The organism is Cytobacillus citreus (assembly GCF_018343665.1).
GTDB lineage: Bacteria > Bacillota > Bacilli > Bacillales > Cytobacillaceae > Cytobacillus > Cytobacillus citreus.
Genome location: NZ_JAGYPM010000002.1, coordinates 237,110 through 258,530 on the forward strand (window position 1 = coordinate 237,110; position 21,421 = coordinate 258,530).

Sequence of the window (21,421 nt, forward strand, 5' to 3'; positions counted from 1 at the left end):
GATAATATGCGGACAACGGGAATCATAATGGCAGGCGGCAAATCGAGCAGGATGGGAACAAATAAAGCCCTATTGAAAATAGATGATAAAACGGTTATTGAAAAAATTGCTGCAGAACTTAAAAAGGCAGTCTCTGAAATTATCATTGTGACAAATACATTTGAAGAGTATCAATATCTCGGTTACCCGATGGTGCACGATCAATGGAAGGGGATGGGCCCCCTTGCAGGAATACATGCAGGATTGGATGCCTCTCATACTGATAATAATCTAGTGGTTGCCTGTGATATGCCGTTTATATCATCAGAATTAGGCACGATTTTGCTCGACTTTTTAAAAGATTACCAGGCAGCTGTACCGAACATCTCCGGACAGCTTCATCCTTTATTTGCAGCGTATCGCAAAGATGCTCTTACGGAATTGAATGGTTCTTTACAGAATCAGGAGCTGCGAATACGACAGTTTTTAGCTAAGGTAAATACAAAGATCGTCACGGAAGCTGATCTTCAAGAGGCTGAATTCCATTATAGGGAACGTCACTTATTTAATATGAATCATCCAGTGGAATTCGAAGAGGCTTTAAAAATAGAAAACGATCATTTGGAATAAAACCAGCCTATGATAAAAAAAGAAAGCAGAGATTAAAAATGAAATTTTTTCAGGTTAAATCGGTTGAAGAAACATTCAAGTTAATAAGTGATCAGATTAATCCGTTGACTGAATATATAACAAAGCCTCTTTTTGAAGCGCTTCATTTCGTTTTAGCTGAAGATATTTACGCAAAGGAAAATGTTCCAGATTTTCGCCGCTCATCGGTTGATGGGTATGCGGTAAAGGCAAAGGATACATTCGGTTCCTCTGAAAGCATGCCAGGATTTCTTACTCTCGTTGGAGAGGTAAAGATGGGTCAGGCCCCACATCAAGCCATTCAAGCTTCTGAGGCTATGTATGTTCCGACAGGCGGGATGCTGCCAGAGGGAAGTGACGCAGTCGTAATGATTGAACACTGTGAGGATTTGAGCGGTCTGCTTAATATATACAGACAAGCAGCTCCAGGAGAAAATGTCATTTCTGTTGGAGAAGATATGCGGCAAGGTGAACTTTTATTGAAAAAGGGTACGATGCTTCGCTCACAAGAATTAGGCGCACTCGCTTCACAAGGGATTACAGAGGTAGTTGTTGTTAGAAAGCCGGTTATTGGATATCTATCATCAGGAGATGAAATTGTCCCAATCGACACTGACAAGCTTGCACCAGGTCAGATAAGGGATATGAACAGCATGACGATTGGGGCACTTGTGAATGGATGGGGGTTCACCTTCCTATACGGAGGAATCGTACCGGATAATCGAGAAGAGTATAAGAAGGTAGCAGAAGAATTATTAGCCAAAACAGATTGTTTAGTCATCTCTGGAGGCAGTTCAGTTGGAACAAAGGACTATTCTGTAGATGTCATTCAATCACTTGGTGAGCCTGGTGTGTTCGTCCATGGTGTGGCGATAAAGCCTGGTAAGCCTACTATATTGGCATTAGCAGATAAAAAGCCTGTCATTGGTCTTCCGGGTCACCCGGCTTCAGCGGTCATTATTTTTCATCTGTTTGGAAAAGTCATTTTAGAACAGCTGCAGGGCTTAAAGTCTCAAGAAAAGCAGCTAACCTTTGCAAAGGTAACAAAAAATATTCCGTCTTCTCCTGGAAGAACAGACTTTATAAGAGTCCGGCTTTTTGAAGAGGAAGGACAATGGTATGCTGAACCGATATTTGGAAAATCTGGCCTCATTTCCACTCTCGTACAAAGTGAGGGGATGATTGAAATTGAGGCTCCGAAAGAAGGAGTTCAAAAGGGGGAACTCGTTCCGGTAAGAATATTTCAATAAGGGGTAGGACCAATGACAACAAATCATTATAGAAGAAAAATATATTTGGAGGACAAGCCACGACTTGAGGCAAAAAATGAGATGATTAAACATTTTAGGCCAAAAAGGGAAGTAGAGTGGCTTGAATCAACAAAATCTATAGGAAGAGTTTTGGCTGAGCCGGTTTTTGCAAAAAGTTCAATGCCTCATTATCATGCATCAGCAATGGATGGGATTGCTGTAGTCGCTGAACAAACCTATTCAGCTCATGAGCAAAATCCGATTCAGTTAAAACGTAATGAAGATTTTATCTATGTGGATACAGGGAATCAAGTACCCTCGTCATTTGATGCAGTTATTATGATTGAACACGTAGAGGAGCTTAATGAAGAGACGGTCGAAATCATTGAGCCCGCTTCACCATGGCAGCATATTCGTCCAATTGGGGAAGACATCGTGCAGGAAGAAATGCTTTTTCCGCAGGGGCATATCATTCGTCCAGTTGATATCGGAGTGCTTCTTGCATCACGTACATTAACCATCCCAGTGATAAAAAAGCCTTCAGTTACAATTATTCCAACTGGAAACGAGCTTATGAATCCAGGTGATGACATTGCCCCTGGTAAATTAATTGAATTTAATGGAACTGTTATCGTGAATTATATATCTGAATGGGGTGGAGCCTCTCAACTAAATGCCATTGTGAAGGATGAGCCTGAGCAAATAAAAGCGACTCTTTTGAAAGCCTCGGAGCAAGCTGATATCGTCGTGATTAATGCAGGATCCTCAGCTGGCTCAAAGGATTATACAGTCCATATGATTGAAGAGCTGGGAGAGGTCTTTACTCACGGGGTAGCAACTCGGCCAGGTAAGCCTGTGATTATTGGAAAGATTAACGAAACGATCATCATTGGTATCCCGGGATATTCAGTATCCGCCTATTTAGCGTTGGAATGGTTCGTAAGACCATTGATTTGTGAGTTTTTGCAAGTTTCGGAACCAAAAAGGCTGAAGCTAAAGGTGAAGCTAGGACGCCGAATCGTAGGGACGATGGGCGCTGAAGATTTTATTCGTATGAATATTGGCTTTGTTGCTGGAGAATTTATTGCCAACCCGCTTTCACGGGCCGCAGGTGTGACTATGTCGCTTGTCCGTGCTGACGGGCTGCTTGTGATTCCTCCGACGAGCCTTGGCTATGAACAGGGAGAATATGCTGAGGTTGAATTGCTAAAGCCTTTGGAAGAGATTAAAAATACCATTGTATTTATCGGAAGTCATGATTTAACAATTGATCTATTATCCTCTGAAATGAAAAAAAGGAATAGAAGCGCTAGCATTATGTCTTCCCATGTTGGAAGTCTAGCAGGAATGATGGCTATTAAGAAGGCTGAAGCTCATGTGGCTGGGATCCATCTGCTAGACCCTGAATCGAAAACATATAATAAAACCTATATTCAAAGATTTTTAGCAGATAAAGAGGTTGTTCTTTATCCATTTTTAAAACGAAAACAAGGCTGGCTGTTGCCGAAGGGCAATCCGCTTGAAATAAAAACAATAACTGATATTAGAAATAAGCAGGCCCATTTTGTTAATCGACAAAAAGGCGCGGGTACAAGAATCCTTTTCGACATGCTGTTAAGAGAAAGTGAAATGAGTGTTGAAGAAATCATAGGCTATGAACGCGAAATGTTTTCTCATTTAAGTGTTGCTGCAGAGGTGAAAGGGGATCAGGATACTGTTGGCCTTGGTATCTATCCTGCAGCAAAATCAATGGGACTTGATTTCATTCCAGTCTCAGATGAGCATTATGATCTACTGATGACAAAAGATTTTTATGAAAGTGCGCAAGGAAGAAGTTTAATTGAAGTTATTCAGTCTGAGGGATTTATAGAGCAAGTAGAAGGAATTGGCGGTTATATGATAGAAAAGAACCCAGAGCCGATTTATTTTAATAGCAAATGTGAAGGATAATTTTTTAAAGGAAAGGACGGGTGAGCAATTGAACTTCTACGAGATTTCTAAGGAACCTATTATCATTCAGGAGGTCATTGATAAGGTTGTACAGCGCGAAGCGGGCGCCATCACAACCTTTATCGGGACCGTTCGTGAGCTAACTCATGGGAAAAAAACTTTATACTTAGTTTATGAAGCCTATGAATCAATGGCTGTGAAAAAGCTTGAGCAAATTGGCCAGGAGATAAAGGAACGATGGAGTGGTGCCGACGTTGCGATTACTCATCGAGTCGGGAGGCTGGATATTACAGATATCGCAGTCGTTATTGCTGTTTCCACACCTCATCGAGCGGATGCGTATGAAGCAAATCGATATGCGATCGAGCGTATTAAGGAAATCGTCCCAATTTGGAAAAAAGAGCATTGGGAAGATGGGGAAGAATGGATCGGAAACCAACTTGAAACAGTTGCATATCCAAAAGGAAAACCGGAGGAGAAGGACTTAAATGAATAATATCTTATTTTTTGCTCATTTACGTGATGCGGTAGGAAGAGACTCTGTTCAGCTAGATGCTAGCGGTAAAACAGTCGCTGAGCTTAAACAGCTTATATCTGATAAATATGAAGCAGTGAATCTTGAACATGTCATGACAGCAATTAATGAGGAATTTGCTTCAAATGAGGAAGTTATTCATGATGGGGATGCTGTAGCCTTTATTCCTCCTGTTAGCGGAGGTTAATCGAGGGGAGTTTTGATCATGGATGAAAGGTATTCCCGGCAAACACTTTTTCCTTCCATAGGAAAAGATGGACAAGAGAAAATCCGTTCAAAGCATGTTTTAATGATTGGGGCTGGAGCTTTAGGTTCTGGCAACGCAGAAATTTTAACAAGAGCTGGCATAGGTAAGCTAACAATTGTTGATCGCGATTATGTGGAAGCAAGTAATCTCCAGCGTCAGCAGCTTTATACGGAGCAGGATGTAGAAAAGAAGCTCCCTAAGGCAGCAGCGGCGGCCAGCAGATTACGAATGATTAATTCAGATGTAGACATTCAAGCGGTTATTACGGATGCTACTGCATTAAAACTTGAGGAGCTCGTTCAAGGTGTAGATTTAATAATAGATGCAACGGATAATTTTGAAACGAGAATGGCCATTAATGATATTTCTCAGAAGTATAAGATCCCATGGATATTTGGAGCGTGCGTCGGCAGCTTTGGCATGAGCCTCTCCATTGTTCCAGGGAAGACACCTTGCTTAAATTGTTTACTTAAAAAAATGCCCATTCAAGGAATGACCTGTGATACAGGAGGGATCATTGCCCCGACCGTGCAAATGGTTATTTCACATCAAACCGCCGAAGCTTTAAAAATGCTTGTGGAAGACTGGGATGCTGTTCGATCTTCTTTTGTAAGCTTCGATTTATGGAGAAATCAATATACGAGTATGAAAGTTTCGAAGGCAAAGGATGAAGGCTGTCTGTCATGCGGAATAAATCGAACGTATCCATATCTCGACAGCGAAAATATGATGAAATCAACCGTCCTTTGCGGAAGAGATACCGTACAGATTCGCCCGCCAATGCAGCAAGATCTTCATTTAGGAGATTTGTCTCGACAGTTAACATCTCTTGGATATACTGTCAAAGGGAACCCTTACTTGATCTCTGTTGAAATGGGCGAACAGCGGCTTGTTATTTTTAAAGATGGACGAGCATTGATCCATGGTACAAAAGATTTAGCACAAGCAAAAACCATATACCATCGATTGCTAGGATAATAGGAGAAAAAGTCCTGACCTTTTGGTTGGGACTTTTTTTGATTAACTAGAAAAAACATGTATATTGTTGAAATCATTTAGGTTTAATGAGGATTTTACAAAAATCGACACGTTTCACGTGAAACAGACATTTTTTGACTATTAAAGGGCAAGAGAAAGCAGTGTAATCGAAAATCCATATGGTTTCATGTATAATGTAGATTGAACAATCTGCCTTCAGTAGAGGTAATGCGAGCTTCTGGCAAGCATTGCTTACGTTTTGAAAAGAAAGCTCTTTGAATATAATAAGTATTAGAATCGTAAGAGGTGATGATGTTGAATATTTCCGTTCAGCAATTGCTTGGAAAGATTGAGAAGGAATTAATGGAAGCGAAGGATAGTTCAACAACTGCCAGGATGAGGGAAAGAGTCCAAGCTATGAAATCACTATGTGAACTCATTCTTGATGAGCCTGAGACAACAAAGGGAATCTCTTCAACACCAACTGCATATATGCCCCCAGCCGTCCAACAGGTCCAACCAGTACAACCAGCTAGTATTCAACAGACAAAGAGATTGGAAATGGAGGATGAGGCAAACGGGGATTCATTATTTGATTTTTAAAATCAAATAAGTTTGAACTATATTTTTTGAGATGCGAGGGAAGATGAAATGAAGTTATTTATTATTCTAGGGGCATTGAATGCTTTCTTATCAGTGGCACTAGGAGCATTCGGTGCTCACGGACTTGAAAAAATGGTAGAACCAAAGTATATGGAAATTTGGCAAACAGGTGTACAGTATCAAATGTTCCATGCAACAGGCTTATTGGTGATAGGGGTATTGCTTGGCAAATTGCCGGACAGTTCCTTATTATCTTGGTCTGGATGGATGATGTTAATTGGTATTATCCTTTTCTCTGGAAGCTTATATGTATTAACGCTCACAAAAGTAGGTATACTGGGTGCGATCACTCCGTTTGGCGGAGTTTCCTTTTTAGTAGCTTGGGTGCTGCTGATTATTGCTGCTGTTAAGTATCTATAACAAAAAGAAGCTTTGACCATTGTGTCAAAGCTTCTTTTTGGGGTTGAACATATATTTTCTTTTCAATGTAGATACTGGTTTTATTATTCGCATAAATAATAGCTAAGGCTTTCGCTAAAAAATCTAAGTATTATCGTGGGCTATATTGCGATAGCATACCAGATGGTGGGGTAATTCCAGGAAATTCGTATTCGATTGGCTCACTAAATACCACATAATCCAAATAAACCATTGGGATTAAGTATCTCACACCTGTTTGCGGATCACTTATTATGAGGTGGTCTCTGCCGGCTGCTTCTATAATACCTTCAAATTTTTTTTGTTGCTTGTCTTCGAAGGTAGCATAGACAGTTACAAGCTTCCCTTTGTTCAAACGCAAAATGTTTTCAATGTATGACTGTTCAATTGGAAGCATGCCAGTGACTTGCGATCCTGTAGTTGGTACAGGTTGCATTGGCATTGACGTAGGCGGGACTCCATACGGCGTAGTCCTTTGTGCAGAAGCACCTGCAAATGGCTGCTGATACCCATAATATGGTATAGTTGTGTACGGATTAAAATTAGATTGACTCACTCTTTTTTCCCTCCCAAAAATCAAAATCATTCCAAACCCATAGAGTGGAGCTCGCGGCCACTAAAGCTGAACGATATAGTAGTGCAAGTGGAGCAACGTTTTGCTTATTTAATTCTCAAAGCAGCTTTAAAACAAAAAAGTGGAGTTTAATCATATTTTCTCAAAAGGGTCCGAATCTTAAATAACGATTGAAAGATTTCCTTGCGATACCTTGAGAAAAATCAATAACATTGAAAAGGTAAGGATAAACACTCACTAATTCATAGGTATGTATTGGCCGTTTTTTTTATTCCAATATTTATTGCGGGTAAATGCTCTAATTTATCGCTTATTTTAGGAGAGATATTGTAGAGGTTAAGGATCAAAAAGGGGGATCATTCGTTAATTTCTTAGGAACAAATGCGCAAGCGCCTTGCTCACCTCCGACAAGCACAAGACGAGCCTCACGGAAAGGTGTTCTTTACCTTTCTGGGAGGATTGGCTTGTGACCTCGAGGAGGTAGGCGCTGGAGCTGAACGTAGATAAACTATATCTCAAGTTATCAACAGATAGCGAAAATTATAATTTCCTATACAATAAAAAAACTCCCAGACAGAGCTGGGAGTTTAAGAGATTAATTTACATGCAGCAGCTTGCCTACTCGATCTTCCTCAAGAAGATTTCCAATGAAGAATGAGCCGAATTCGCCATAACGTGCACTTACTTCATCAAAGCGCATTTCGTATACAAGCTTTTTAAATTGAAGAGAATCGTCAGAGAATAAAGTAACGCCCCATTCGTAATCATCGAAGCCAACAGAACCAGTAATAATTTGCTTTACTTTGCCTGCGTATTGTCGGCCAATCATACCATGGCTGCGCATCATGTCACGACGGTCCTCCATCGGAAGCATATACCAGTTATCATTGCCTTGACGGCGTTTATCCATTGGATAGAAGCATACATGCTTCGCTTTAGGCAATATTGGGTAAAGCCGAGCAAGGATTTCAGGGCTTTGATATGGATCCTGATCGGAAGGTAAATAATTGCTTAATTCAACGACTGACACATAGGAATAAACAGGTACTGTATATTCTGCTAACTTTGTCTTATTGAATTCATTTTCAATTTCATTAATTTCCTCTAATGTCGGTCTTAAGATCATCATCATAAAATCAGCTTTTTGGCCAACGATTGAATATAATGCGTGGCTGCCATTTTTCTCACTTTGAGTTCTGTTCCACTTGTCAACAAGGGATAGGAACTCATGAATAGCCGTTTGGCGTTCATCACTTGATAACATCTTCCAAGACGTCCAATCAATTGCGCGGAAGTCGTGTAAACTATACCAGCCTTCAAGTGTTTTTGCTGCTTCACTCATTACGATCACTCCTAATATGTATTAAGAAATGCGAAAGCGCCTTGAGGACATTCAAAGGATAATTATTCCTGCGAAAATCAATCGAAGGAGCTTTCCTTGTGGAGTTAGACATTTCTCTAACTCAAAAAAAGTTATTCTTACTTTTAATTTTCACACCATAACTATACCATAGTTTCTCCAATTAACATGTTAATAAAACTTGAAAAAGGGAAGGAAGCCGAAAGAGTATGGTTTAATTGTGGATATTTTGTTACAGGTAGCAAATGTTAAAATTTGTAAACTTGGAGAAAAATGGTCAAATATCTAGAAATTATTTAAAAAAACTACATTTCTATTGGAATGCTGGTCAGTATTTAATATCTTGAAATTACAATTGTGTACGGTATTCTAAATAGGTGAAGTAAAACAAGCATCAAGTATTATTCAAAAATACATAGATACCTACATACCTACATCCAAAGGAGAATTCGAATGAGTGATTTATTTACATTGCTAAAAGAAAAAGTAAATGGTCAAAATGTAAAGATAGTATTTCCAGAAGGGATGGACGAGCGAATATTAGGGGCAGCAGGAAGGCTAGCTGCTGAAAAAATTATTACCCCAATCTTGATCGGAAATATTCAAGATATTGAGTCAAAAGCTAATCAGATGGGCATTTCTCTGGAAACGACTGAAATCTATGATCCTAACCAATATGCGATGGCGGATGAATTGGTTGCGGCATTTATAGAAAGACGGAAAGGGAAAGCTACCGAAGAAGAGGCTCGCAGGATCCTCCTTGCTGAGAACTATTTCGGTACGATGCTCGTTTATACAAATAAAGCAGATGGGCTTGTTAGCGGTGCAGCTCATTCTACAGCTGACACAGTTCGACCAGCACTACAAATCATTAAAACAAAGGAAGGAGTCCGAAAAACTTCTGGTGTGTTTATCATGGTTCGGGATGATGAAAAATACGTCTTTGCGGACTGTGCCATCAATATTTCCCCTAACAGCCAAGATTTAGCCGAAATTGCGATTGAGAGTGCAAAGACAGCGAAAATGTTTGATATGGAACCGCGTGTAGCTATGCTCAGCTTTTCAACGAAGGGGTCTGCGAAATCGCCAGAAACGGAAAAAGTGATTGCGGCCGTTGAAGAGGCAAAAATTCGCGACCCACTCTTAATCCTTGATGGAGAATTTCAGTTTGATGCAGCTTTTGTTCCGTCTGTTGCCAAGAAAAAAGCTCCAGACTCGCCGCTGCAAGGAGATGCGAATGTATTTATTTTTCCAAGTCTTGAAGCCGGAAATATAGGCTACAAAATTGCCCAGCGCCTAGGTAACTTTGAAGCAGTTGGTCCAATTTTACAAGGACTTAATCGTCCTGTGAATGATTTATCTCGTGGCTGCAATGAAGAGGATGTTTATAAATTGGCATTAATTACGGCGGCACAGGCGCTAAATCATTAAGGACAAGCAGTTTCAAAGAGCCGGGCTTCATGCCCGTCTCTTTTTTTCTGCCTTTTTAGCTGTTATAATGGGGTCTGGCCGATATAATAAAAAAGTGACCGATATATGGCTAAAATTGACCGATATATTTAGTGAAGTGACCGATATATGGCGAAAAGTAGCCGATATTTTAAATGCAGAATGATAATGAGATTAAAAAATAGATAAAAAAGGATCATTTTTGATGGATTTGTTCCTTTTTAGATAAAAGGAGTACAAAAATGAGTGATTTATTACAGCAAGACAGGTGGAGAGTTGTCGATCAATCGGCCCTAGCCGTTCATTTAAATGCTTTATATTCATTCGGGATGGACGATACCTTATGTAGATCTGTTGGGGCGAACATGGCTCCACCGACAGCTCGAGCTTGGGTTCACCGTGATACCATTGTATTAGGGATACAGGATACGAAGCTCCCTTTTCTTAAGGAAGGGATAGAGTATTTAAAGGGGAAAGGCTACCGTGTGATTGTCAGAAATTCCGGTGGACTCGCGGTTGTATTGGATGAAGGTGTATTAAATCTTACGCTTGTTTTTCCTGAAAGTGAAAAGGGCATCGATATTAATCGTGGATACGATGCGATGTGGGACCTTATTAAAGAAATGTTTTCAGATTTTAATAAGGAAATAGAAGCGAAGGAGATTGTAGGCTCTTATTGTCCAGGAAGCTATGATCTAAGTATTGAAGATAAGAAATTTGCGGGTATTTCACAAAGGCGTATTCGAAATGGGGTTGCCGTGCAAATATATCTTTGTGTAAATGGCAGCGGAAGTGCTCGTGCAGAACTGATTGAGCATTTCTATTCTCTTTCGAGAAAAAACGAAGTAACAAAATTTCAATATCCAGAAATTAAGCCGTCTGTCATGGCCTCTTTATCTGAATTATTGCAGGCGGACTTGACGATTCAAGATGCAATGCTTCGTTTCTTGCTAGCCTTAAAAAATAAAAGCAATCACTTATTTTCAGGAGAGCTGTCTGGGGAAGAGCCTTCTTTGTTTGAGGCTTATTATAACCGAGTGATGGAACGAAATGAAAAAATACTAGGTGAAGAGAAATAGTGAAAAGCCGTAAATCTAAGATTTACGGCTTTTCTTTATCGAGGATTTGTTGGTTGCCTTCTCCTTCTCCCAAAATAGGAAGATTTATTTATAGAATAATTAGAATTTTTTGCGTTAGAGAAATGGCTAGCTCCGAAGTATAGGACGTACTAATGTCGACGTTGCCACAGGACGTGGCGTTCTTAGTCGACCAGCGCCTACACCCGACAAGACGCTTCCGTTTTTCTGTTACTCAGCTAATTTTTCCAAATTTCCGTTTCGGTCCATTTTAAATTTTGTTGCGGGCCTTTCTTCTTCTTCAAAAAGGACAAGCTTGCGAGCCCGATTCATGATTTTCATTAGGGTCTCGTAATCTTCTTGAATCGTTTCTGTATTTTCCTCCAGCTGATTAATTTTACCTTCTAATTCATTATTGCGGCTCTTAATCTGCGCATTTTCACGTTTTAATCTTTCATTCTCATTTTTTAAAATTTCCAATTGAATACTCGAGTGTTTTAAAGTTTGTAAGTATGAAATGACGCGATCAAGATTTAATTCTGAACTAACTTGATAGCTTGTTTCTTCAGAATTAATCGGGACGGCTATCGTTTCAATGGTTTCCACTATTTCTCCTTGCTCTTCCATAGGAGGAGCTATTAGGGGAGTTGCAGTTACAGTCACTGATTCAACCTCTGATATAGATGGTACTGGTGGTGAATAAAGAAGCTTTTTCTTACCGCTTTGTTCCTTTCCAAGTAATCGATGCCTTTGCTTTCTCTGCTTTTTAGCAAGCTGCAATGCTTTTTCATATTGGTGCCTGACAACAGCATTCCAGCGAAAACCGCAGGCTGCAGAGGTTCGGTCTAATCGATCTCCTACTTCCTCAAAAGCATTTAATTGTGTACTGCCTTCTCTCACATGTCTTAAAACAGTTTCAGCTAGTAATAAATCATTTTCTTCAGTCCATGCATCTTGACGAACTTTCATATTCTCAACTCCAAATTCATTTACATTTTTTAATTCCTTAGTCTAAGCATGGACAGTTAAGAAGAAAAATATACAATTTTGGATTAAAAGGATAGTAGATTTTTCCTTTTTCCATTTTTTCACTAGATAGATATTGTAAACGGCTGAAGATTCATAAGATGCCGCTGCTCCATTGTCTAGAACTCGGTTCAGGCGGCTTGCATTACTAGGAAAGAAGCTGTAAAATACAGCAAGGAGCTAGATAAGTAAGCAAGAAGAAAATCGGCCCAATTTTAATCAATAAAAAGTTAGACCGTAGAAAGGTTGTAATATATATGGCAAACGAATTTCGTGTTTGCGACGATTGTCAAGGTGTTAATCTAAAAACATTAATCCCTCGTTTAAAGGAAATTGATCCGGAGGCGAAGCTAGAAATAGGCTGCCAGTCTTATTGTGGACCTGGACGGAAGAAAACATTTGCGTTTGTGAATAATCGTCCGCTTGCTGGTTTAACAGAAGAGGAATTAATGGGAAAAATTAACAAAAAACTCAAAAAGTAAAATCACCTTTTGAATATAATCTGAAGGTGATTTTTTATTTCAAAGCCTTACCCATCAAGGCTCTGTCGAATGTTGGTAAAATGACAGAAATTCGATAATGAATTGCTAGGAATTTAAGGATATAATATAGACATATTAGAAAATCGGAGGTAAAAGATGGCATATCCGGTGGAGAAATTACGTGAAGAAAAGGTTTTTAAAGATCCTGTGCATCGGTATATTCACGTGAGGGATAGAATAATCTGGGATTTAATTGGGACGAAGGAATTCCAGCGTCTCAGAAGAATTAAACAGCTTGGAACAACCTACTTAACCTTCCATGGTGCCGAGCATAGCCGATTTAATCATTCTCTTGGTGTTTACGAGATTACACGACGGATTGCCGATGATGTTTTTCATGAAAGACCTGAATGGAATGAAGATGACCGACTCCTCTCTTTATGTGCCGCATTACTCCACGATTTAGGACATGGCCCATTCTCCCATTCCTTTGAAAAAGTATTTGATTTAGACCATGAGTATTTTACAAGAGCTATTATTCTCGGAGAAACAGAAGTTAATAAAGTTCTTCTGACAGTTAGTAACGATTTTCCTATAAAAGTAGCTGAAGTCATTGCGAAAACTTCAAAAAACAAATTAGTAGTTAGTCTTATCTCAAGCCAAATTGATGCAGATCGGATGGATTATTTGCAACGAGATGCCTATTTTACAGGTGTTAGCTACGGCCATTTTGATATGGAGCGAATATTGCGCGTCATGCAGCCTGGAGAAGATCAGGTTGTCTTTAGAAAAAGCGGCATGCACGCAGTTGAGGACTATATCATGAGTCGCTACCAAATGTACTGGCAGGTTTATTTCCACCCTGTTACGCGAAGTGCGGAAGTAATTTTGACGAAAATTTTGCACCGGGCTAAGGATTTACATAAACAAGATTATTGCTTTAAATCAGATCCGCATCATTTTCATTCCATGTTCAATGGAGCCATCACACTAGAAGACTATATCAAGCTGGATGAGGCGATCGTTCTTTACTACTTCCAAATGTGGCAGGAGGAGGAGGATCTAATTCTTAGAGACCTTTGTCGCCGCTTTATGAATCGAAATTTATTTAAATATGCTGAATTTGATCCTGCAAAAGAATACAAGAAGCTTGCACAGCTATCGATTTTGTTCCAAAAAGCAGGCATAGATCCGGAATATTATCTTGTTGTCGATTCATCTTCAGATCTACCTTATGATTTTTATCGTCCAGGAGAAGAGGAAGAACGTCTGCCTATTCATTTGTTAATGAAAAACGGAGAAATTCGTGAATTATCTAGAGAATCCGAGATCGTAGACGCGATTTCTGGAAAAAGAAGGACAGACCATAAATTGTATTATCCTGCTGATGTCCTCAAAGACAATTCAACTGCAAAAGAAATAAAGGAAGAAATTCGTAAACTATTAGAGATAGACGAGTCACGGTATTAATCGAAGTAGGAGTTGACGAAGCTTGTTAAAAGATCATGCTAAAATCATTCATGCCATTGCAGCATCAGAGGAAATTATCGGACGGAAAAAGCTGCAGAAAATGGTTTATATCGCGAAAAAACTGGAATTCCCATTTCAAGAGAGATTTCAATTTCACTTTTATGGCCCTTATTCAGAGGAATTGACATTAAGAGTTGAAGAACTATGCAATATGGGATTTTTAAATGAAGTAAAAGAAAAAAAGGGCGGATACTATCAATATCGATATACCCTAACAGAAAGCGGCAAGGAGTTCTTAAGCCTAAATGAACAAGTTTCCATGCCTAAACTTCAAGATTGCATGTCTGATATGAACAGCCAAAATGCAAGATTTCTCGAACTCGTGTCGACAATATTATATTTTGATAACCTTCCGAAAGAAGACGTGCAGGAAAAGGTTTTTACGTTAAAAAGCAAGCAGCGCTATACAGAAGAAGAAGTAGGGACTGCTTATCAATATATTAAAAGCTTAAAGGGAAAAGCTGGGCATTAATGAATCGGCTTATGACTTCGAGCCGATGGCGTCTGGAGCTGGACATTTCTCAAACTCATGAAAACTTATACTTTCTTACGCGATCATATTAGCAGTTATTTAATTGAATACACACTTTACTTTAGTACGTTAATAAACTTAAACATGCCTATTAGCAAAAAAGAAATCGGCCAATTAGCCGATTTCTTTCATTCTAACCTTTGGAAAACACTTTTTAAATTTTTCTCTATTGGTCACTCAATCGTTTTCCTGCGACTGCATAATGATTTTTAGACATTTCTTCAATAAATACAACGACATTTTCCTTCGGTGCTCCTGTTGTTTCACTAACAGCGTCTGTTACCTTTTCTACGAGTGATTTTTTTTGTTCCTCTGAACGGCCTTCAAGCATTTTTACAGTTACATATGGCATAGTCGGTTCTCCTTTGTATAAGAATAAAAATGTATAACTTTTCTTGAGTTAGAGAAATGTCTAGCTCCAGCGCCTACCCCCGACGTACAGGACGTATTAGTGTCGACAATGCGACAGGACAAGGAAAGCTTCGTCAGCGATACCTCGCACGACCAAAAGAGAAGATTTTGGGAGGACGTCGCGTTTTTGTCGACCTCGAGGTCACAAGCCAAAGGTATAGGACACCTTTCCGAGAGGCTCGTCTTGTGCTTGTCGGACTTGCACAGGATGTGCTGACGTCGATGTTCGCCACAGGACATGGCGGTCTTTAGTCGACGTTCCTTTGCAAAGGCGCTTCCGCTTTTCTTACATGAAATCAGTTTTTCATATTTCTGAAAAATGTGCAAGTGTTTGGATAATGGTTCTTTCTCACTTTGCTGGTCATATCGTGAATACTTAGGTTTGCCTGTAATGAATCTACTCGATATAATTTAAGAGCATAATTGATTTAGGATATTTTTATAAAATAGGGGAATTCTCCTTAGCTTTAAGGAATTTCCTTTTAAAAAGGGGTTATGAAAGTTGGAGCAATTTTTGGCCTTTTCATTGAGGGAAATTCCATATGTCGCCATTACGTTAATGATAGCCTTTTCTGTTCATGAATTTGCTCATGCCTATGTCGCATATAAATTTGGAGACCCAACTGCAAAAAATCAAGGCAGATTAACTTTAAATCCAATCCAGCATTTGGATCCAATTGGAACCATTCTTATTTTTATCGCCGGCTTTGGGTGGGCTCGTCCTGTCCCGGTCAATCGATTCTTCTTTAAAAATCCAAGATTAGCCGGAATATCTGTCTCCATTGCGGGACCAATAAGTAATTTTATTATGGCGATTCTAGGGTTTATTATTTGGTATACGCTGCTAGGATTGGGATTTGCTGCATCGGTCCCATCGTTTGTACCAGATTTTTTAGATGTATTTATTCATCTCAATCTAGTATTATTTGTCTTTAATCTACTCCCATTCCCACCACTCGACGGGTTTAGGATTGTTGAAGATTTGGTGCCAGCCACAATGAGGCCAAAGCTTACTCAATTAGAAGCATATGGGTCTGTAATATTTTTAATACTTGTGATTACGCCGCTTGATCAATATACAATTCAGCCGATATTTAGAGTTGTTCTGCCTGTACTAGCAGATGGTTTGAACCAATTCTTTAGTGGTATATTTTTGTGAAATGTTTGGATAGTGTGAAATTGCCTTTGGGGGGCATGCGGGCAGAATTTTGATTCGCTAATCGGATCATGTTCTGAACGCGTGCCCCGCAGGCATGTATATAAACCAGATTTTTGTTGAAATAAAACTTCTTTGAAGGAGGACTTAATTTTGGAAGAGAAAAAGAAGAAAAATATAGGATTCAATATTATTAAAAGTGATCCAACTGCTGGACATAAGGGGTTTGGCACTGGAGCACTAAGCTTGGACAATGTATCACCTGTTATTATTGATGTAGAAGCAGGAGAGGCTGCGATTGAAGTGGGCGCTTTGCACGCTCGCAGCCCGGTAGAGAAGGGCATTAAGTTTCTTTCTAATAAAGATGAGGTGCCGAATGGAAAGCCTTACTGGCTTATTTGGGTGACAATTGACCGGAAGGAAGATGGCCCATACTATGCAGGCGTAACAGCTTGTGAAATGACAGTCGACAGAGCCATTCGCCGAGGCTTTAAATCATTGCCAGAGCATGTGAATCGGATGGATAAATCCATCAAAAGACAAATTATTGTTGCCCATATGGATGATAAATCGAAGGGGATTCTCACTGAGTTTTTGAAAAACCATGATTTAGGGATGTGGGAACGCTCTATACAACAACTTAAGGATGATTTACAAGTGAATTAAGAAAAAAACTGTCATTTATGACGAAATTGTGACAGTTTGCTGACTTAAATTTCTAACTACTTGCCCAAATCAGATAAAAAAAGTAAACTATTTATCAGTGTGAAGACACTGTATAGAACTAGGACACGAAAAACCTCGGGGTAATCCCCGAGGTTTTTCACATTGTTTTTTCCGCTTTTCTATGTCCAGCTCCAGCGCCTACCCCCTCGTCTTGTGCTTGTCGGACTTGCACAGGATGTGCTGACGTCGATGTTCGCCACAGGACGTGGCGGTCTTTAGTGGACGTTCCTTTGCAAAGGCGCTTCCGCTTTTCTATGTCCAGTCAAATAATTTTTTGTACCAGGGCTTTTTGGCCGGCTTTGTTTTTTTAGCAGGAGCCTCTTTCTGATATAACAAATGATCGGTACAATATTCAGTCGGTTCTGTTCCCTCAACAAAGTAGGTTAGCCTCTTAATCGGGCAGTTATCTGTGGCTAACTTTCCGTTTTCTGGATTTACATAGACGCCAACCGTCCCTTTTGGAGGCTTGAAGCCTTTTATTGGCATGCCTTTATGTGCATCCTCCATAAAACGGATCCAAATATTTTTTGCGTATGATTTGTCGGCGGTCAAATGGATGCTCTGCCCTTTATCATAGCCAGTCCATACGGCTGAGACAAGTTGTGGAGAATAACCGATCATCCAGCTATCCGTATCTGTAGACCCCGATTTTCCGGCATATGTTCTAGTCATGTCATTGATGATAGTCCTTCCAGTGACACTTGTATAACCGTTAAGCTTCGGATCAAATATTCCCGTCATCATCTGTGTCATGACAAACGCCAATTCAGGCTTTAAAATGGGGAATGCCTCTTCTTTATTCTCGTAAATAATATCCCCTTTATAATTCTCCACACGTTTGATTAAAACGGGTGAGACCTTTTTTCCTCCGTTAGCAATTATGCTATAGGCATTAGCCATTTCAATCACACGAACGCCTGAGGTTCCAAGCGCCAAAGAAGGAACTTTGTTCATTTTTGTAGAAAGTCCAAATTTTTTAGCTGTATTGACAAGCGTATCAACGCCCAAAAATAAATGGGTTTTCACAGCGTAAATATTATCAGAAAGGGCAAGGGCCTGTGCCATTGTAATCTCTTCATTGGCATATTGGCTATTGAAATTCTTTGGTGAATATTCTGCTCGATCATCATCAAATCGAAAAGTTGTTGGCTCGCTGCGCATCACCGTAGAAGGGGTAAACCCATTCTCTAAAGCAGCGTAATAGAGCAGTGGCTTCAATGTAGAACCAGGCTGGCGAATTGCCTGCACAGCTCGATTAAAAGAGCTTTCTTCGTAATTTCTGCCTCCAACCATAGCCTTTACATGTCCGTTTTTCGGATTCATCGATACAAGGCTAGCCTGAATTTCGGAGTCTTTTGAGATTAATCTTTCAATAGTCTGTTCAGCAATTGCTTGCTGCTTCAAATCAATGGTTGTATACACCTTTAAACCGCCTAATTCAATCGTCCGATCGTCAAGCTCCAGCTCCGTTTTTAAGGCATGGCGAACAGCATCCTGGAAGTATGGCGCAGTACTCGTTTTTGTATGGAGATGTTTGCCGACAATAGTGAGTGGTTCAGTTATAGCAGCATTAGCAGAATTCTTGTCAATATAATGGCTTGTGACCATTGTCTGTAAAATAATTTTTTGTCTTTTCTTAGCGTTTTCCATTGATACAAGCGGTGAATAAATACCCGCCCCTTTTGGTACGCCGGCAAGAATAGATGCTTCTCCAAGGGTAAGCTCATTGGCTGGCTTGCCAAAGTAAAACTGGCTTGCCGCTTCAGCTCCGTAAGCGCCATGTCCATAATAAATCGTATTTAAATAGCCCTCTAAAATCTCCTTCTTCGAATAATTCATTTCAAGTCGAATGGTGTAGAAGGCTTCCTTTAATTTGCGCTCCCATGTTTTTTCGTGAGCAAGAAATAAGTTTCGAGCATACTGCTGGCTAATTGTGCTTGCTCCTTGAACCTTAGCCATTGCTTTAATATCTGCGATAAGGGCACCTGCAATTCGCTTAAAATCAAATCCATTATGGGAATAAAACTTTCGATCCTCAATTGAAATCGTGGCATCCACAAGGTAGGGGCTAATTTCATCTAGCTCTACCCAATAACGCTTTTGGCCATTATGACTTTCTCCAATAACTGTTCCATCATCTGAGTAAAATAAAGTCGACTGCGGGACAGCAAGTGTTGGTGGCCCTAGCAGCTTTGCATAAAGCAAAATACCAGAAGCCAAAATGATCGCTGTTGCGACCCCAATAAGGCTGAAAATAACAAATGCCCGTAGATACTTACCTGCTTTTCTGAAGCGTTGATTCGTCATAATCTCCATCGTGAAAACCACCACCTAATCTGGGGAAAATTACATCTTTCCATAGTATTGAAGAAATGAAGCCGTTTTAAACATTTTTCTCTAGTAAAAGCATTTTTTTCTTGCATTTTTGCTAGATTCATCTATACTTTTTCTCATGTTTGTATTTATAGAGTTTGGGAAGTATAAGAAAAGCGATAGTACTTAAACTTGAATAGTTCTCTCTAACTCGAAAAAAGTAATACTTATTCTTAAAAAATATAGATTCTAACCGAAAGGAATGATCCAAAAATGGGTGGACTTTGGTTTACAGAGAAACAAACTGATAATTTTGGAATTACAATGAAGGTGAAGCGCACTTTACATACAGAACAAACTGATTTTCAAATGCTTGAAATGGTAGAAACAGAAGAATGGGGAAATATGCTTTTACTAGATGGGATGGTCATGACCTCTGTTAAGGATGAGTTTGTATATCATGAAATGGTGGCTCATGTGCCGTTATTTACTCATCCTAATCCTGAAAAGGTGCTTGTTGTCGGTGGAGGAGACGGTGGAGTAATCCGTGAAGTTTTAAAACATCCAAGCGTGAAAAAAGCAACGCTTGTCGATATTGATGGAAAAGTCATCGAGTATTCTAAAAAATACCTTCCAGAAATTGCGGGCATGCTTGAAGACCCTCGCGTTGATGTACAAGTGGGAGATGGATTCATGCACATTGCCGAAAGTGAAAATGAATACGATGTCATTATGGTGGACTCAACAGAGCCTGTAGGGCCTGCTGTTAATCTATTTACAAAAGGTTTTTATGCTGGAATTTCTAAAGCTTTAAAGGAAGACGGGATTTTTGTCGCACAATCTGATAATCCTTGGTTTAAGGCAGACTTAATTCGCAGTGTTCAAAAGGATGTAAAGGAAATTTTCCCGATCACACACCTCTATGTAGCGAATATTCCAACCTACCCAAGCGGCTTGTGGGCCTTCACAATTGGTTCTAAAAAATATGATCCATTAGAAGTAAGTGAAGACCGATTCCATGAAATCGAAACAAAATACTATACAAAAGAACTTCACAATGCTGCTTTTGTATTGCCGAAATTCGTACAGGATTTAGTGAAGTAGTTCGGCAGAAAATGCTGATTGGCTGATAAATCGAAAATTCGGCTGATAAAACAGGTGAATTGGCTGATAAACCAATAAAATTGGTTGATAAACTGTTTTAGGTTAATTACTTATGAACGAGGGATAGCAAATGGTACGTTTTGATGAAGCATACTCTGGTAATGTTTTTATAAAAAGCCATCCAAATTATGAAGAAAGCGAAGCGGTCATTTACGGAATGCCTATGGATTGGACAGTAAGCTATCGTCCAGGCTCCCGTTTTGGTCCAGCGCGCATTCGTGAGGTTTCCATTGGACTTGAAGAGTATAGTGCTTATTTAGACCGAGAATTAGAAGAAGTGAAATATTATGATGCCGGTGATATCCCTCTTCCATTCGGGAATGCGCAAAAAAGTCTTGATTTAATTGAAGAATTCATTGATAAGCTTTTAGCTGAAAATAAATTTCCTATCGGAATGGGTGGAGAGCATCTCGTCTCTTGGCCGGTTATCAAGGCAATGTATAAGAAATACCCGGACCTAGCTATCATCCACATGGATGCTCACACTGATTTACGTGAGAATTACGAAGGGGAGCCACTATCTCATTCAACTCCAATTCGAAAAGCGTGTGATTTAATGGGACCGCAAAACATTTACTCATTTGGAATTCGCTCTGGTATGAAGGAAGAATTCCAATGGGCTAAAGAAGTCGGTATGCATATTTCTAAATTTGATGTCCTAGAGCCATTGAAGGAAATCCTTCCGACACTTGCAGGACGCCCAGTGTATGTTACAATCGACATCGATGTCCTTGACCCAGCACATGCACCTGGAACAGGAACGGTTGATGCAGGAGGCATTACATCGAAGGAGCTCTTAGCTTCTATCCATGAAATCGCCCGTTCCAATGTAAAGGTCGTCGGCTGCGACCTCGTGGAAGTAGCACCAATCTATGATCCATCTGAACAAACAGCGAACACAGCAAGCAAGCTGATTCGCGAAATGATTCTTGGGTGGGTAAAATAGAGGAAGTACTAGGGCTAAATTTGTTGATTTTTCCAGTTTATTGTCTTC

The 21,421-nt window shown here is 39.8% G+C and carries 22 protein-coding genes; 17 read left to right on the forward strand and 5 right to left on the reverse strand.

All coding sequences use genetic code 11. From position 1 onward, the window contains the following. Positions 1-6 precede the first annotated feature (6 nt). The 8 genes from mobA (at position 7) to KHA94_RS07425 (ending at position 6,610) form a co-directional block, all read left to right on the forward strand. Positions 7-609 carry a molybdenum cofactor guanylyltransferase gene (gene mobA, locus KHA94_RS07390; RefSeq protein ID WP_213101516.1) on the forward strand — a complete coding sequence of 201 codons (603 nt, stop codon included), beginning with the start codon at positions 7-9 and terminating at the stop codon, positions 607-609. Positions 610-647: 38 nt separating this feature from the next. Next, positions 648-1,877 (forward strand): molybdopterin molybdotransferase MoeA, encoded by a 1,230-nt coding sequence (locus KHA94_RS07395; protein WP_213101517.1) that lies wholly within the window; start codon positions 648-650, stop codon positions 1,875-1,877. 12 nt (positions 1,878-1,889) lie between these two features. Then, complete coding sequence (locus tag KHA94_RS07400; RefSeq protein WP_213101518.1) at positions 1,890-3,827, forward strand: molybdopterin biosynthesis protein; 1,938 nt, start codon at positions 1,890-1,892, stop codon at positions 3,825-3,827. A gap of 28 nt (positions 3,828-3,855) precedes the next feature. Next, positions 3,856-4,323, forward strand: coding sequence for a molybdenum cofactor biosynthesis protein MoaE (locus KHA94_RS07405; protein ID WP_213101519.1), 468 nt, complete (start codon positions 3,856-3,858; stop codon positions 4,321-4,323). Then, complete coding sequence (gene moaD / locus KHA94_RS07410; protein ID WP_213101520.1) at positions 4,316-4,549, forward strand: molybdopterin converting factor subunit 1; 234 nt, start codon at positions 4,316-4,318, stop codon at positions 4,547-4,549. Before KHA94_RS07405 ends, moaD begins: the two co-directional genes overlap by 8 nt. Before the next feature lie 18 nt (positions 4,550-4,567). After that, positions 4,568-5,587: a MoeB/ThiF family adenylyltransferase gene (locus KHA94_RS07415; RefSeq protein ID WP_213101521.1), complete on the forward strand. Its 1,020-nt coding sequence runs from the start codon at positions 4,568-4,570 to the stop codon at positions 5,585-5,587. A gap of 309 nt (positions 5,588-5,896) precedes the next feature. Next, positions 5,897-6,190 carry a YwdI family protein gene (locus tag KHA94_RS07420; protein ID WP_249365397.1) on the forward strand — a complete coding sequence of 98 codons (294 nt, stop codon included), beginning with the start codon at positions 5,897-5,899 and terminating at the stop codon, positions 6,188-6,190. A 48-nt stretch (positions 6,191-6,238) separates the two neighbouring features. Further along, entirely contained in the window at positions 6,239-6,610 is a 372-nt protein-coding gene (locus KHA94_RS07425; RefSeq protein ID WP_213101522.1) for a DUF423 domain-containing protein, read from the forward strand. A 130-nt stretch (positions 6,611-6,740) separates the two neighbouring features. On the opposite strand, the gene gerQ is transcribed toward KHA94_RS07425, so the two are convergent. Then, positions 6,741-7,214, reverse strand: coding sequence for a spore coat protein GerQ (gerQ, locus tag KHA94_RS07430; RefSeq protein WP_213101523.1), 474 nt, complete (start codon positions 7,212-7,214; stop codon positions 6,741-6,743). Between the two features lie 583 nt (positions 7,215-7,797). Beyond that, positions 7,798-8,544 carry a hydrogen peroxide-dependent heme synthase gene (gene hemQ, locus KHA94_RS07435; protein WP_213101524.1) on the reverse strand — a complete coding sequence of 249 codons (747 nt, stop codon included), beginning with the start codon at positions 8,542-8,544 and terminating at the stop codon, positions 7,798-7,800. Positions 8,545-9,015: 471 nt separating this feature from the next. Between hemQ and pta the strand changes: the two genes are divergently transcribed. Both pta and lipL read left to right on the forward strand, forming a co-directional pair. Beyond that, positions 9,016-9,993, forward strand: a complete 978-nt coding sequence (pta, locus tag KHA94_RS07440) for a phosphate acetyltransferase (RefSeq protein WP_213101525.1) — start codon at positions 9,016-9,018, stop codon at positions 9,991-9,993. A gap of 260 nt (positions 9,994-10,253) precedes the next feature. Further along, positions 10,254-11,090, forward strand: a complete 837-nt coding sequence (gene lipL, locus KHA94_RS07445; RefSeq protein WP_213101526.1) for an octanoyl-[GcvH]:protein N-octanoyltransferase — start codon at positions 10,254-10,256, stop codon at positions 11,088-11,090. A gap of 228 nt (positions 11,091-11,318) precedes the next feature. Here lipL and KHA94_RS07450 read toward each other — a convergent pair whose 3' ends face one another. Beyond that, a complete protein-coding gene (locus tag KHA94_RS07450; protein ID WP_213101527.1) occupies positions 11,319-12,056 on the reverse strand; it encodes an RsfA family transcriptional regulator in 738 nt (245 codons plus the stop codon). 314 nt (positions 12,057-12,370) lie between these two features. On the opposite strand from KHA94_RS07450, the gene KHA94_RS07455 reads away from it, so the two are divergent. The 3 genes from KHA94_RS07455 (at position 12,371) to KHA94_RS07465 (ending at position 14,597) form a co-directional block, all read left to right on the forward strand. Then, a complete protein-coding gene (locus tag KHA94_RS07455) occupies positions 12,371-12,595 on the forward strand; it encodes a YuzB family protein (protein WP_213101528.1) in 225 nt (74 codons plus the stop codon). Positions 12,596-12,751: 156 nt separating this feature from the next. Continuing rightward, on the forward strand, positions 12,752-14,065 hold the full coding sequence (locus KHA94_RS07460; protein ID WP_213101529.1) for an HD domain-containing protein: 1,314 nt from the start codon (positions 12,752-12,754) through the stop codon (positions 14,063-14,065). Between the two features lie 22 nt (positions 14,066-14,087). After that, positions 14,088-14,597 carry a YwgA family protein gene (locus KHA94_RS07465; RefSeq protein WP_213101530.1) on the forward strand — a complete coding sequence of 170 codons (510 nt, stop codon included), beginning with the start codon at positions 14,088-14,090 and terminating at the stop codon, positions 14,595-14,597. Positions 14,598-14,823: 226 nt separating this feature from the next. Here KHA94_RS07465 and KHA94_RS07470 read toward each other — a convergent pair whose 3' ends face one another. After that, positions 14,824-15,009, reverse strand: coding sequence for a 2-hydroxymuconate tautomerase (locus tag KHA94_RS07470; protein ID WP_057772753.1), 186 nt, complete (start codon positions 15,007-15,009; stop codon positions 14,824-14,826). A 561-nt stretch (positions 15,010-15,570) separates the two neighbouring features. Here KHA94_RS07470 and KHA94_RS07475 point away from each other — a divergent pair. Further along, on the forward strand, positions 15,571-16,227 hold the full coding sequence (locus tag KHA94_RS07475) for a site-2 protease family protein (RefSeq protein ID WP_213101531.1): 657 nt from the start codon (positions 15,571-15,573) through the stop codon (positions 16,225-16,227). 150 nt (positions 16,228-16,377) lie between these two features. Continuing rightward, the gene (locus tag KHA94_RS07480; RefSeq protein WP_213101532.1) at positions 16,378-16,890 is read left to right on the forward strand and encodes a YwhD family protein; all 513 of its coding nucleotides are present in this window, start codon (positions 16,378-16,380) and stop codon (positions 16,888-16,890) included. Between the two features lie 312 nt (positions 16,891-17,202). Here KHA94_RS07480 and KHA94_RS07485 read toward each other — a convergent pair whose 3' ends face one another. Then, a complete protein-coding gene (locus KHA94_RS07485) occupies positions 17,203-19,266 on the reverse strand; it encodes a transglycosylase domain-containing protein (protein WP_213101533.1) in 2,064 nt (687 codons plus the stop codon). 270 nt (positions 19,267-19,536) lie between these two features. On the opposite strand from KHA94_RS07485, the gene speE reads away from it, so the two are divergent. Both speE and speB read left to right on the forward strand, forming a co-directional pair. Then, on the forward strand, positions 19,537-20,367 hold the full coding sequence (gene speE / locus KHA94_RS07490; protein ID WP_213101534.1) for a spermidine synthase: 831 nt from the start codon (positions 19,537-19,539) through the stop codon (positions 20,365-20,367). A 130-nt stretch (positions 20,368-20,497) separates the two neighbouring features. Beyond that, on the forward strand, positions 20,498-21,373 hold the full coding sequence (speB, locus tag KHA94_RS07495) for an agmatinase (RefSeq protein WP_057772763.1): 876 nt from the start codon (positions 20,498-20,500) through the stop codon (positions 21,371-21,373). The last annotated feature ends 48 nt before the right edge of the window (positions 21,374-21,421 follow it).